This is a genomic window from Rhodococcus sp. G6(2025), assembly GCF_058628105.1.
Genome location: NZ_CP179750.1, coordinates 4,519,291 through 4,532,786, shown reverse-complemented (window position 1 = coordinate 4,532,786; position 13,496 = coordinate 4,519,291). Strand labels below are relative to the sequence as shown.

At 65.5% G+C, this 13,496-nt stretch carries 12 protein-coding genes; 10 read left to right on the top strand and 2 right to left on the bottom strand.

All coding sequences use genetic code 11. The features are described 5' to 3' along the window. The first annotated feature begins 264 nt into the window (after positions 1-264). From ACLIVD_RS20780 to ACLIVD_RS20765, 4 genes are all read left to right on the top strand, one after another. The gene (locus ACLIVD_RS20780) at positions 265-1,500 is read left to right on the top strand and encodes a 3-hydroxyacyl-CoA dehydrogenase family protein (RefSeq protein ID WP_491930565.1); all 1,236 of its coding nucleotides are present in this window, start codon (positions 265-267) and stop codon (positions 1,498-1,500) included. Continuing rightward, entirely contained in the window at positions 1,497-3,116 is a 1,620-nt protein-coding gene (locus ACLIVD_RS20775; RefSeq protein ID WP_491930564.1) for an FAD-dependent oxidoreductase, read from the top strand. Before ACLIVD_RS20780 ends, ACLIVD_RS20775 begins: the two co-directional genes overlap by 4 nt. Positions 3,117-3,259: 143 nt before the next feature. Continuing rightward, entirely contained in the window at positions 3,260-4,783 is a 1,524-nt protein-coding gene (locus tag ACLIVD_RS20770) for a class I adenylate-forming enzyme family protein (protein ID WP_491930563.1), read from the top strand. Positions 4,784-4,790: 7 nt separating this feature from the next. Next, a complete protein-coding gene (locus ACLIVD_RS20765; protein WP_491930562.1) occupies positions 4,791-5,531 on the top strand; it encodes an SDR family oxidoreductase in 741 nt (246 codons plus the stop codon). A 138-nt stretch (positions 5,532-5,669) separates the two neighbouring features. Here ACLIVD_RS20765 and ACLIVD_RS20760 read toward each other — a convergent pair whose 3' ends face one another. Both ACLIVD_RS20760 and ACLIVD_RS20755 read right to left on the bottom strand, forming a co-directional pair. Beyond that, the gene (locus tag ACLIVD_RS20760) at positions 5,670-7,031 is read right to left on the bottom strand and encodes an MFS transporter (protein WP_283352077.1); all 1,362 of its coding nucleotides are present in this window, start codon (positions 7,029-7,031) and stop codon (positions 5,670-5,672) included. Positions 7,032-7,118: 87 nt separating this feature from the next. Continuing rightward, positions 7,119-7,946: an SDR family oxidoreductase gene (locus tag ACLIVD_RS20755; RefSeq protein ID WP_491930561.1), complete on the bottom strand. Its 828-nt coding sequence runs from the start codon at positions 7,944-7,946 to the stop codon at positions 7,119-7,121. 100 nt (positions 7,947-8,046) lie between these two features. Between ACLIVD_RS20755 and ACLIVD_RS20750 the strand changes: the two genes are divergently transcribed. The 6 genes from ACLIVD_RS20750 to ACLIVD_RS20725 all read left to right on the top strand — a co-directional run bounded on the left by ACLIVD_RS20750 (position 8,047) and on the right by ACLIVD_RS20725 (position 13,487). Next, positions 8,047-8,862: an enoyl-CoA hydratase/isomerase family protein gene (locus tag ACLIVD_RS20750; RefSeq protein ID WP_491930560.1), complete on the top strand. Its 816-nt coding sequence runs from the start codon at positions 8,047-8,049 to the stop codon at positions 8,860-8,862. A 49-nt stretch (positions 8,863-8,911) separates the two neighbouring features. Further along, on the top strand, positions 8,912-9,949 hold the full coding sequence (locus ACLIVD_RS20745; protein WP_491930559.1) for an LLM class F420-dependent oxidoreductase: 1,038 nt from the start codon (positions 8,912-8,914) through the stop codon (positions 9,947-9,949). Further along, the gene (locus tag ACLIVD_RS20740) at positions 9,946-11,445 is read left to right on the top strand and encodes an acetyl-CoA acetyltransferase (protein ID WP_491930558.1); all 1,500 of its coding nucleotides are present in this window, start codon (positions 9,946-9,948) and stop codon (positions 11,443-11,445) included. The genes ACLIVD_RS20745 and ACLIVD_RS20740 overlap by 4 nt, the downstream gene beginning before the upstream one ends. Positions 11,446-11,530: 85 nt before the next feature. Further along, the gene (locus ACLIVD_RS20735) at positions 11,531-11,848 is read left to right on the top strand and encodes a hypothetical protein (RefSeq protein WP_491930557.1); all 318 of its coding nucleotides are present in this window, start codon (positions 11,531-11,533) and stop codon (positions 11,846-11,848) included. Then, complete coding sequence (locus tag ACLIVD_RS20730) at positions 11,845-12,297, top strand: Zn-ribbon domain-containing OB-fold protein (protein ID WP_491930556.1); 453 nt, start codon at positions 11,845-11,847, stop codon at positions 12,295-12,297. Before ACLIVD_RS20735 ends, ACLIVD_RS20730 begins: the two co-directional genes overlap by 4 nt. Next, positions 12,294-13,487: a thiolase C-terminal domain-containing protein gene (locus ACLIVD_RS20725; RefSeq protein ID WP_491930555.1), complete on the top strand. Its 1,194-nt coding sequence runs from the start codon at positions 12,294-12,296 to the stop codon at positions 13,485-13,487. Before ACLIVD_RS20730 ends, ACLIVD_RS20725 begins: the two co-directional genes overlap by 4 nt. Positions 13,488-13,496 lie beyond the last annotated feature (9 nt).

Genomic DNA, 13,496 nt, shown 5'->3' with positions numbered 1-13,496 from the left:
TCAACGCCTCTAAATCTAACTGACGTAGTTTTACCTGTAAACCCCGGCGCCGAGGTTGCGGCAGGAATCGGGTCTTGCGCCGAGAATCTACTGGGATTAGATTATTCCCCACTGCGGTCGATGTGATCCGATTCACTCGGCGACGTGATGCCGGCGACGTGATGCCGGCGACGATCGGGCTGCCGGTTGCTATCGAACGGGAGGTACCTGCCGATGCACGCTGACACGTCGGTCAGGACCGTACGAGCACGGATCGGGCCTGCGGTGTCGAGTGAGAGGTCCGAGAGCCTGGCGGGCACCACGATCGGCGTCGTCGGCGCCGGGATGATGGGCGCGGCCATCGCCTACACCTGCGCGCGGGCCGGAGCCGACGTCGTGCTGTGGGCGCGAACTCTTGAGAATGCGCGCCGAGGCAAGTCGTACGCCGACCGGCGGGAAGCTCATGCGCGAAATGCGGGGACCTCGAACAGACGGATGTCGCAGGCCTTGCTCGGGCGCATCACGCCCACCGAGTGCGTCACGGATCTGTGGGCGTCCGCGCTGGTGATCGAGGCGGTCGCAGAGAACGTCGCCGTCAAACAACAGGTGCTGCAGATGGTCGAGGCAGTCACCGAGGCTCCTACGGTGCTTGCGTCGACGACGTCGACCCTGCCGATCGCCATTCTCTCCTCGAAGCTACAACGCCCGCAGTGCTTCCTCGGGATGCACTTCTTCTCGCCCGCCGACCGGATGTCGTTGGTGGAGACGATCGTCGGATCGGGTACATCACAGGCCACCGTCGCGGCGTCACTGGCGTTCGCGCGGATGCTCGGGAAGGTACCGATCGTGGTGGGTGATAGTCGGGGGTTCTTCACCAGCCGTGTGATGGAGCGCTATCTCGACGAGGCATTGGTCGCGGTCGGGGAGGGAATCGATCCGGGCCTTGTCGAGCGCGCAGCGACCGCCGCCGGATATCCGGTGCCGCCGCTCCACTTGCTCGACGAGATCACGTTGACGCTCAACCGCGCGGTGCAGTGCGAGAACCGTCTAGCTGTCGAGGCGGACGGCGGGAGGTGGCGGGGGAGCGAAGCAGACAGCGTCCGCGACCGGATGATCGACGAATGCGGTCGCGGGGGCAGGTCGGACGGTCAGGGTTTCTACGAGTACGACTCGGATGGCAAGCGCTTGGGATTGTGGCCCGCTCTTCGTGAGGTGTTCGGGCCTGCACGGGATATTCCACTGAGCGATATGCGCGACCGGTTGTTGTTCGTCGAGGTTTTCGAGGCGCTGCGCTGTCTCGGCGAAGGTGTCGTGGGATCCGAGTCCGACGCCGACACGGGATCTGTTCTCGGCATCGGGTTCCCCGCGCACACGGGTGGGGTTCTGTCGTTCCGGCGTTCCTATCCGGGTGGCGAGGACGGGTTCACCGCTCGTGCCCGCGAGCTTGCAGGCCGTTACGGCGACCGCTTCCTCCCACCGGAGCAAAGTTCGGAACCATACGATCAACCGGAGTGCCCATGACCTACGTAGTTACCCAAGCCTGCTGCAACGACGCGACGTGTGTCGCGGTGTGTCCGGTGAACTGCATTCACCCGACTCCCGACGAAGCGCAGTACCAGCGCACCGAGATGCTCTACATCGATCCGGCCGCCTGCATCGACTGCGGGGCCTGCGCCGACGTGTGTCCGGTCGACGCGATCGTTCCTGACAGCGACCTCACCCCGGAAGCCGAGATCTACAAGGATCTCAATGCCGCGTACTTCCTGGGCAACCCGACCGTGTCCGGCTCGCGCGAAGTGCCGGCCGAACCTGTCGTCACGGCGCCCCGGCCCGGTCCGCTGAAGGTGGCGATTGTCGGGTCCGGTCCCTCCGCCTTCTATGCGGCCGAAGAGTTGCTGACTCGGCGCGACGTCGACGTCGACGTCTCCATGTTCGAGCGGCTCCCGGTGGGCGGTGGGCTCGTCCGGTTCGGGGTGGCTCCGGATCACCAGACCACGAAGGCCGTCGAGCGGGTCTTCTCCCGCACTGCCGGCCGCAACGGTTTCCGTGCCTTCCTCGGCGTGGAGATCGGTCGGGATATCAGTGTCGACGAGCTGCTCGATCATCACCACGCGGTGATCTACGCGAGCGGTGCGTCCGACGATCGCAAGCTCGGCATCCCGGGCGAAGATCTGCCGGGGAGTTTTGCTGCACGCGAATTCGTCGCCTGGTACAACGGACATCCGGACTCCGCGGGTCGCACCTTCGATCTGTCGGGGCGACGTGTCGTGGTGATCGGAAACGGCAATGTGGCGTTGGACGTGGCACGGATACTGGCGTGCGATCCCGACCGGCTCGTCCCAGGTGATATCGCCGAACATGCCCTGGATGCACTTCGGCGCAGCACTATCGAAGAAGTCGTGGTCCTCGGACGCCGAGGGCCGGAGCATGCAGCGTTCACCACACCCGAGCTGATAGCGCTGGGAGCGTTGCAGGAGGTCGAGGTGAGCATTCACGGCGGATACGACGCTTCCGACGATGCCCCGTTCAAGTTGCGGACGCTGGCCGACTACGCACGCCGCTCTCCTCGACCGGGTCGGCGGAAGATCACTCTGAGGTTCCACGGGACGCCCGTCGAGATCCTCGGTGACAGTCACGTCGAAGGTCTACGGATCGCGTCCACCCGGATGGACGGAGGCGAAGAGGATCTCGAGGCCTCGTTCGTACTGCGTTCGGTCGGCTACCGCGGTGCTCCCGTGCCGGGGTTGCCGTTCGACTCGAAACGCGGCACGGTCCCCAACGTTGCAGGCCGCGTGTTCGATCCGGTGGACGAGCGTCCGGTGCCGGGGGTGTATGTCGCCGGGTGGATCAAGCGGGGGCCGACCGGGGTGATCGGTACCAATCGATACTGCGCCGCCGAGACCGTCGACGCGCTCGTAGCCGACCATCAACGTGCGCTTCTTCCGAAACCGAGCCGACCAGGTGACGAGTTGGCGGAGGTCGTGCACTCGCGGTGTCCGGAGTCGTTCGGTTTCGACGGCTGGAAGCGGATCGACCGGTACGAACGTGTCGAAGGGCGACGCCGGGGCCGAGCGCGGCAGAAGCTGGTGGAGGTTGGTGCGATGCTCGCGGTCGCCCGTGGGGCAGAGACCGGCTAGTACTTGCCACAGTAAACAACGACCTTTAGATTTAACACGCGGATGTGACGTACGGCTCTCTCCGGGAGGCCGAAGACGCAGCACGGTCCGCCGTGCTCGCCGCCGAGCACCCCCGCGATCGACGACAACTCTTGGAGGCTTACATGAGCGGCACTGTGGTAGACGCTTTGACCTACTGGTCCCGGTCGAAGCCGGATCTGACCGCGATCGACTTCGACGGCGACGCCGTCACGTACGCAGAGCTGGCCGCATGGGCCGACGGCGTCGCCCACGATCTCGCATCGCGCGGTGTCCTCCCCGGTGATCGGGTGAGCTTCCTCGGTGCCAATAGCCTCGAGTGGGCCGTGGCCTCACTCGGTGCCATGAAGGTCGGCGCCATCGCGGTCGGTTTCAACCAGCGCATGCTCGCCGGCGAGCTCACCACCCTCGTCGAAGACTGTGAACCCACCGTCGTCTACTGCGAGGAGGCGCTGCGACCGCGCCTCGAAGAAGTGCAGCAGACACGCAACACCTTCTCGATCGCAGTGTTCGAGAAGGATGTGCGTCCGCTGCGCGGCAGCGATCATGCGAAATACCGGACCCCCGTCGTCGATCTCGACACTCCCACCGCCATCGTGTTCACCAGCGGCACCACCGGCAAGCCGAAGGGCGTGATCTTCACCCACGCCACCGTCGCCGGCGAAATGCACGAGTGGCACTTGATGGAACCGATTCAGCCGAACAACCTGCGCCCTGTGCTCGTGCTGCCCCTGTTCACCGCTGCCGGCATCATCTGGGGTATCTCGCGCGTCGTCCTTCACGGCGGAACCCTGTTCCTGCAGCCGGGATTCGACCCGGCGAAGGCGCTGCGCATCCTGGCCGAGGACAAGGCCAACACCCTGACGGGGCCGCCAATCCTCTTCGAGCAAATCGCGAAAGCGCCCGGGTTCACCGACGCGGATCTGAGCCACATGGTCACCGCACACGTCGGTGGCGCACGCGTACCCGTCGACCTGCTGCACAAATGGCAAGCCCAGGGTGTGTCACTGCGACAGATCTACGGTCAGACCGAGATCGGCGGATCTGCGACCGCGATGCCGCGCGAAGAGGCAGCCGAGCATCCCGACAAGTGCGGGTGGGGTGGCATCTTCACCAAGATTCGCGTTGTCGATGCCGAGGGAAATGACCTTCCCCCCAACGAAACCGGGCAGATTCTGTTGCGTGGCCCGGGCATGATGCCGGGATACTGGCGCAACGAGGACGCGACCCGGTCGGCTCTGATCGATGGCTGGCTCCAGACCGGTGACCTCGGCAAGCTCGACGAGAACGGCTACCTCACGTTCGTCGATCGCCTCAAGGACATGATCATCTCCGGTGGCCTGAACATTTCACCCGCCGAGATCGAAGCCGTCATCAATCAGATCCCCGGGGTCGAGGAGGTCGCGGTGATCAGCGTTCCCGACGCCAAATTCGGGGAGACCCCGGCCGCTCTGGTCCGAACCACCACCGAGATGAAGGAATCCGAAGTGGTCGGATTCTGCAACGAGCGGCTCGCCGACTACAAGGTGCCCCGGTACATCGTCTTCATGGACGAACCCCTGCCCCGGATGCCCAGCGGGAAGATCGCCAAGCGCCAGCTGCGCGACGCCTTCGCGGATGTGCCCGACAACTACGACAAGGTTCGGTGATCGAGCCGTGGACTCACCCAAGGTCGCTCTGGTCACCGGTGGTGGCCGCGGAATCGGCGCGGCCATCGCGAGCCGACTTGCCGCCGAGGGATTCGCTGTTGCGGTGAATTACTCGCGGAGTGCGCGCGATGCCGAGGAAGTGGTTGCAAAGATAGCCGCGGACGGTGGACGTGCTGTGGCGATCCGAGCCGACATTTCACAGGCCGCCGAGGCTGAGCGGCTCATCGCCGACACCACCGTCCAATTGGGCGCCCCCACCGTGGTGGTCAACAACGCGGGCATGAACAAGGCTGGTGCGGCCCGGAAGCAGAGCCCGGAAGATTTCGACGAAGTGATCGCAGTCAACCTCAATGGTGCGTTCTACTGCACCCACTTCGCGCTACCCGCGATGTACGAAGCCGGTTGGGGCCGAGTCATCTTCGTCAACAGCCCGTCTGGCGGACGGCGTCCGTCCCCAGGAATGAGCGCCTACTCCGCGGCCAAGGCCGGGCTCGTGGGAATGGCCAAGTCGATGGCGCTCGAGGTTGCCCGCCGTGGGGTCACGGTCAACTGTGTGATGCCGGGCTTCGTCGCTACCGACATCGTGGCTTCGGGGGGCGAGGCGGGGGTCGAAGCCCTGACCAAGCACTGGCCCTCCATTCCGCCCGAATCGATCGCCTCCACCATCTCGTTCCTGGCGAGCGACAACGCCGCCGACGTCTCCGGTGAGGAGATCGGTGTGTGGCGAGGTGGCCCCGTCGGGGTGTGACCGTCGAATACAGCTGAGACCGCCCACCGGCAGAGCCAGTCCGGTGGGCGGTTTCTTGCTGTCTGGCCATTTCCTCCCGGAATGCGAAACGGGCTCCGATCCGGTGGATCGGAGCCCGTGCCGCGAGCGGTGCTGTCGCTAGGCAGTGACCGGCGTTCTGTCGTCGTCCCGCTTCACCGCGGACGACGAGCGGGAACGGGACAGGACGGTTGCCCCGAATCCGAGCAGGGAAACCACACAGATCAGGAGGCTGAGCCATACCGTGGTGTCGTCGAATGCCAAGGCTACCGCGATGACCGGAACGAACGCCGCGCCGAGAGCGTTGCCGGCCTCACGGCCGAGACCGAGGCCACTGTAGGCGTGCTGCGTGTGGAACAGCTCGATGACGTAGGCGCCCATCGGACCGAAAATGGCGGCGACCCCGATGCCGTTACCTGCCGCCATGACCACCCAATACAGCAGCGGGGGTGTTCCGACCCCCGACAACAGCGAGATGCCGACCCAGGCGAACACGGCGCTGTACAGGAATCCGAACATGATCACCGGTGCTCGGCCGACCCGGTCCGACAGGGAACCGAACATCGGAATCAGAATGGCATTCGCGAGCTGCGCGGCGATCAGGCCGACGAGCACTTCGGTTCCGCCGAAACCCAGCTGATTCTTGCCGAAGGTGCCCATAAACACGATGTAGAAGTAGCCGATGCCGGTCTGACCGATGGTCATCACGAGCACGGTCAGAAGTGCGCGCGGCTGCTGGCGGATCACATCGAAGAGCGGACTTTTCGAGACCGTGTTGCTCTCCTCGATCGCCCGGAACGCGGGAGTTTCGGGCAGGCTACGGCGCAACCACAGGCCGTAGGCGAGGATGACGGCGCTGCACAGGAATGGAATACGCCAGCCCCAGGCGAGGAAACTTTCCTGGGACATCAGGGATGAGACCGTCAGCAGAGACAGCGTGCCGAGCACGCCGCCGAGCGCCGCCCCCATGCCGGGCAAGGATCCCATCAATCCCTTCTTCTTCGCGGGTGAGAACTCGACGGCGACCAGAGCTGCGCCGCCGTACTCACCGCTGGCGCCGATGCCCTGCAGGATTCTGAGGAACACCAGTAGAGCCGGTGCGAGCCAGCCGATCTGGGCGTAACTCGGCAGCAGGCCGACGAGCAGCGTAGCGACACCCATCAGGACGAGGGTGAAGACGAGTATTCGTTTTCGGCCGATGCGGTCGCCGAGGCTGCCGAGGATCACCCCGCCCACCGGACGGACCAAGAATCCGACCGCGAATGTACCGACCGCCTGCAGCGTCCCCAATAGGGGGCTCGAGCCGGTGAAGAACACGGAGGCGAAGACCACCGACGCGGCCGAGGCGTAGAGGCTGAAGTCGTAATATTCGAGCAGCGTGCCGACGAAGGCGGCGCGGCTTGCGCGTCGCGAGTCCGCGCGGGAGGGTCCGGAGTCTGCATCCACGGAGATTTCCGCAGCTGTGGTCGTACGTTCGGTCATGCGAAACCTCGCGTTTGTGAGTGCTGGGCGAAAAGCCCGAATCATGGAGTGACGCAGACCACATTAAACTATTGACTTTAGAATTGTCTATCGCAGCGTGGACGCAGCCTTCGCCTCGTCCCGGTAGTTGGACGGCCACTTCTTGCCCAGTGTCAACCCTCCGTCGACCCCGAGGGACTGTCCGGTGACGAACGTGGAGTCGTCGGAGGCGAGGTAGGCGGCGGCGTGCGCGAGGTCTTCCGGCTCACCGGCGCGGGGAATGGGCTGGAAGTTCGTCAGGCTGCGCCGCACGGAATCGACGCTGCGATCGAGTGCGTCGTCCTCGAGGCCGGCGCCGTGGCCGACGATGCGGGTGGCGACACCTCCGGGGATCAGTGCGTTGACCCGGATCCGGTATTCGGCAAGCTCCACCGCGGCGGTCCGGGTCAGTTGCAGCACTGCGGCTTTCGCGGCGCTATACGGGTGTGGTCCGAATCCGGTGCGCACGCCTGCCACGCTCGACACATTGACGATGCTGCCCGACCCCTGATTGCGCATCACTCGCGCGGCATGCTTGGTCCCGAGAAACGCACTGCGAGCGAGCATCGCGAACCCGTCCTCCCACTCGTCGAGCGATGTGTCCTCGAGGAAGGTCCACGCGCCCACCCGGCCGGCGTTGTTGACCATGCAGTCGAGCCGGCCGAACCGATCGACGGCCACTGCGACCGCGGCCTCGATGTCGGCCTCGGTGCGTACATCGGTGTGCAGGTAGGCGCCACGGTCGCCGAGACCGGCGGCGACGGCCTGGCCCCGCGGGTCGTCGATGTCGGCCACGACGACGCGGGCTCCGCGTTCGGCGAACGCGCGGGCGGTGGCTGCGCCGATTCCGCTCGCGGCTCCTGTCACCACGGCGACCTTGCCGTCGAGGTTCGTCATCGTGGACTCCTTCGGTTGTGTTCCGGGCTCGGTTCCTTGAGCTTTTAATCTAAAACCATTAGTCTGCGTCTGTCGAGTACCTCGTCCCTGGGAGAGCACTATGTCCGACGCGAAACTGATCTTGACCGAGCGGCCGCGGCCGGGCATTCTGCTGATCCGGCTCAATCGCCCGGACGAACTGAATGCCATGAACGTCGACCTCATCGAGGAGTTGCACGAGGTTCTCGCCGAGGTGCGCGATGATTCGCTCACCCGCGCGATCGTGCTCACCGGTGAAGGTCGTGCCTTCTGTGCAGGTCTCGATCTTCGCGGATACGGCACACCGCCGGGCGCAACCGAGGGTGAGGGCCGGGCCCAACTCGGACTGCGGGTGCAGAAGCACATCGCCGGCCTCGTCGATGCATTCCGCAGCACCCGCGCGCCGATCATCGCGGCCGTCAACGGCGCGGCAGCCGGCGGCGGCATGTCGCTGGCCCTCATGGCGGACATTCGCATCATGTCCGAGACGGCGGTACTGCACGCCGCGTTCATCCGCCGCGGCCTCTCGAACTGCGACATCGGAATGAGCTGGCTCCTGCCCCGCATGATCGGCTTCTCCCGGGCGGCGCAGATCATGCTCACGGGCCGGTCCATCGACGCCGCGGAGGCCGAACGCATCGGTCTCGCCTCGTCCGTCGAACCCGCCGACAAGGTGCTCGAGGTGGCACTGGAGACCGCCGAGGCCATCGCGCAGAACAGTCCGTTCGGGGTGTGGATGACCAAGGAAGTCATGTGGTCGAACCTGGAGGTTCCCAGCATGCGCGCCGCAATCGACCTCGAAAACCGCACCCAGATCCTCAGCTCGCTGACGCGCGATCACAGGGAGGCCGTCGTCTCGTTCCTCGAAAAGCGCCCGCCCGAGTTCCAGAACCACTGACCACAATCCGACCGATTCGACGGCACACAGGGAAGCAGTGAGTAAAAGTATGAGAGTGGGAATCGCCGCAGGGTATTGGGGATCGGGCCCGCCCCGCAATGTCGAACGGATGCTCGCCGAGGCCGAAGTCCTCGGCGTCGACAGCTTCTGGACCGCCGAGACGTACGGCTCCGACGCACTGACACCGCTCGCGTGGTGGGGAGCGCAGACCTCGACGATCAAGCTCGGTACTTCGGTGTGCCAGATGTCGGCGCGCACCCCGACGGCGCTGGCGATGGCCGCGCTGACCCTCGATCATCTCAGCGGTGGTCGCGTGATCATCGGCATCGGTGCGTCCGGACCGCAGGTCGTCGAGGGCTGGTACGGGCAGCCCTACCCGCGGCCCCTCGAACGCACCCGCGAGTACATCGAGATCATGCGGCAGGTGTGGGCGCGCGAGAAGCCGGTGACCTACTCCGGGCGGCATTACCAGCTGCCTGTCCAGGGCGGTTCCGGCTTGGGTAAGCCACTGAAGTCGATCGTCCATCCCCTGCGGGAAGATATCCCTGTCTATATGGGCGCCGAGGGCCCGAAGAACGTGGCGTTGGCCGCCGAAATCGCTGATGGCTGGACGCCGCTGTGGTTCTCGCCCAAGAGCGACGAGTTCTACCGCACGGCACTGGCCGAAGGCTTCGCACGGGACGGAGCACGCCGCACCGCCGAGGACTTCGAGATCGCGAACGTGTGCTGGCTCGTCGAGAACGACGACGTGGAAAAGGCCGCCTCCCGGCTCAAGCCGACGGTCGCGTTGTACGCCGGCGGTATGGGCGCCAAGGTCGCCAATTTCCACAACGACGTGTTTGCGCGCATGGGTTGGGGCGACGTCTGCGCCGAAATCCAGGAGCTGTACCTGAGCGGGCGGCCCGACCTTGCGGCCCAGGCCGTCCCCACTGCGATGGTCGAGGATGTCGCGCTGATCGGTCCCGCGGACAAGATCATCGAAGAGATCGAAACCAAGTGGAAGAACACGTGTCTGACCACACTCATTCTCGGTGGGTGGCCCAAGCCGGAGAACCGTGAGCGCATCCTCGCGGCGGTGCAGTCGTGACCCTGCAGTCGAGAACGACCCTGGACCCGAGAACCCCGGTCCTGGTCGGTACCGGCCAGACCAGCGAACGCCAGGGCGGCGTGGAGCCCGTCGATCTTATGGTGCGCGCCGCGCGGACAGCCGCTACCGACGCGGGATCGACGCGCCTGCTCGAACTTGTCGACTCGGTCCGGGTGGTCGGGCTGCTGTCCTGGCGTTACCCGGATCCGGGCGCGCTCGTGGGTGCGCGGATCGGCGCGACCGTGCGACACACCGGTTACTCCGGTAACGGCGGAAGCGCGCCGCAGGTGCTCGTCAACGGGGCTGCCGAGGACATCGCTGCCGGGCGATCCGATGTCGTGCTCATCGGCGGCGCCGAATCGTGGCGGACCCGCACCAAGTTGCGAGCACAGAAGCTGCGCCCCGACTGGACGGTGCAGGACGAGTCGGTACCCGCCGCTGACATCCTGGTCACGGACGTGCCGATGGCCGCAGAGAGTGAACGCCGCATCGGTCTGGATCGGCCCTCGTATGTCTATCCGCTGTTCGAACAGGCGCTGCGGGTATCGGCGGGACGTTCACTCGAGGAGCATCGGGAGGTCGTCGGCGGGTTGTGGTCGCGGTTCAGCAAGATCGCGGCGACGAATCCGAACGCGTGGGTGCAGCGCGAATACACCGCTGCGGAGATCTCGACGCCGTCGCCCGACAACCGGATGATCTCCACGCCCTATACCAAGCTGCTCAATTCGAACAACATGGTCGATCAGAGCGCGGTGCTGCTGATGTGCTCGGTCGAGACCGCGACACGACTTGGTATCCCGCAGGAAAATTGGGTGTTTCCGCAGTCCGGCACCGAGTCGCACGATACGTACGCGATCGCCGAACGTGAGGCGCTCGACGGCTCCCCGGCAATACGCATCGCCGGGGCGCGGGCCCTCGACCTCGCCGGTATCGGACTGGACGAGGTTGCGTACGTCGACGTGTACTCGTGCTTCCCCTCGGCGGTGCAGGTCGCGGCGAAGGAGTTGGGGCTCGCGCTCGATGATCCCGGCCGGCCTCTGACGGTGACCGGTGGCCTGACGTTCGGCGGTGGGCCGTGGAACAACTATGTCAGCCACTCGATTGCGACGGTGGCGACGCGGTTGCGCGAATCTCCGGGATCGTACGGTTTGGTGACCGCCAACAGTGGTTACCTCACCAAGCACGCCATGGGCGTGTACCGGACCGAACCTCCCGTCGGCGGGTTCAAGCGTCTGGACGTGCAGGCCGAGGTCGATGCGCAGCGCACGACGAGAGCGCTGGTGTCCTACGCGGGCAGGGCGTCGGCGGAATCGTGGACTGTGGTGTACGGCCGCGACGGCTTCCCGGAGCGCGGTTTCCTCGCGGCCGGCACCGCGACGGGGGAGCGGACCCTTGCGGTCACCACGGACGCCGAGGATCTCGTCACCCTCACCGAGGTCGATATTGCCGGTCAGCACGTTTCGATCTCCGAAGAGGGGCACTTCCGCTTCGCGTGATCTTGACGCTCTTTTACCTAATGCCATAAGGTTAATGCACTGACGGACACGGCATGCTCGTGTCACGAAATCGAGGAGTTTCCAGATGTCTGTCGAAGACTTTCGCGCACTGTACGAACAGCATGTCGGCCACGTTGTGGCCGGAAACATGAAGGCCGCTTTCGCCGACATGGTGCGAGAGAACATTCCGCAGGTCTTCGACGGAGTCGACACCCCGCGGGAGGCCGCGCAAGGCTTCGAGATCAAGGATGTGCGCGCCGAGGGCGACCGAATGGTCGGCGAAACCGTCTATCACATGGGTGACCGGTCGATCGGGCTGCGCTCGATCTGGGAACGGCACGACGGACGCTGGCTCGCCGCGGCGCTCGAGAACTTCCCTACCGGCTCGGAGGCACACGCATGACCGCAACAGAGCCCGTCGCGGAACCGTGGGGCCCCACACCCGACGGACTCGATCGACCGTACTGGGACGGCCTGCGCGTCGATGAGCTGCGCCTTCAGCGCTGCAACGAATGCAGCACCTGGATCTGGGGTCCGCAGGCCATCTGTGGTCACTGCCACAGCTTCGACCTCGGATGGGAAACCGTCGAACCGTCCGGCACCGTCTACAGCTGGAACCGCAGCTGGTACTCCTACATGGACGAATACGCCGACCGGCTGCCGTACGTGACGGTGCTGGTGGAACTGCCACACGCCGACGGTCGGCGGGTGCTGGGCATACTCGCCGACGACATCGAAACGAACCCCGAGATCGGCGACCGGGTCGTCGGAGTCTTCGAACACTCCGAGGGTGCCCCCTGGCCGTTGCTGCGCTGGCGTCGCGCCGCGACCGCAGAAGGAGAAAAAGGATGAGCGCCAACATCATGCGCGGCGCGGCGGCAGTCGTCGGCGTCGCCGAACAGCACTACAAGCGCGGTGAAGCCCCGCACAGCGAGAAGCGCATGACCCTCGAGGTCATCCTCCAAGCGTGCGCCGACGCGGGTATCAGCCCCCGCGAGATCGACGGCTTCGTCTCCTACGCGGGAGGCGCCAACGACGGTGCCATCATCGGCGGCGCATTGTTGATCGACGAACTCCGTTGGTCGAACATGATGTGGGGCGGGGGCGGCGGCAGCGTCGCAGCTGCCATCACGAATGCGGCCACTGCGATCGCCACCGGCCAGGCAGACTGTGTCGTGGTGTATCGCGCGATGTCGCAGGCGGATACGGGCCGGCTCGGATACGCGAAGTACCACTACGGCAGTCACTTTCTCGCCCACGGCATCGGCTCGCCCGCACAGATTTGCGCGATGCGCACCCAACGGATGCTCGAGCACGGCGGAGTGCCGCGCACGGCCATGCGTTCTCTCGTCCTCGCGTCGTATCAGCACGCGCAGAACAACCCCACCGCGCAGGGCTACGGACGGCCCCTCGACGAGGAGGCCTACGAAAACTCACGGTTGATCGCCGAGCCCTTCCACCTGTTCGACTGCTCCCGGGAAAGCGATGGCGCGGTCGCGCTGGTGCTCGTCTCGGCCGAGCGAGCCAGAACCCTGCGACCGGACCCGGCGTATCTCCTCGCGGGCGCGCAAGGTGCACCGGGCGGATACTCGGAACTGATCGACAACGACCTCGGCGAGCAGTACATGAGCGCGGGATTCGGCACGGCCAACAACGGCAAGCCCGGTGTCGCCGAAAGGCTCTGGTCCGCAGCCGGTCTCGGGCCGGACGACGTGGACGTGGTCCAGGTGTACGAAAACTTCAGTGGCCCCGCCGTGGCGGCGCTGATCGATCACGGTCTGTGCCCGCCGGGCGAGGCTGCCGGCACATTCATGACCGTCGAGAACCTCACTGCGCCGAACGGCAAGCTGCCCGTCAACACCAGCGGTGGCAACCTCGCCGATTCGTTCATCAACGGCCTGAATCTGGCGGTCGAGGCGGTCAGGCAGATTCGCGGCACCTCGACCAACCCGGTGGACGGCGCGAAGACGTCGCTGTTCATCGGCGGCCCGATGGCACCGCTGGTGAGTTCGGTGCTGTTCGGCCACGAAGAGACCCTGTGACCGCCCTTT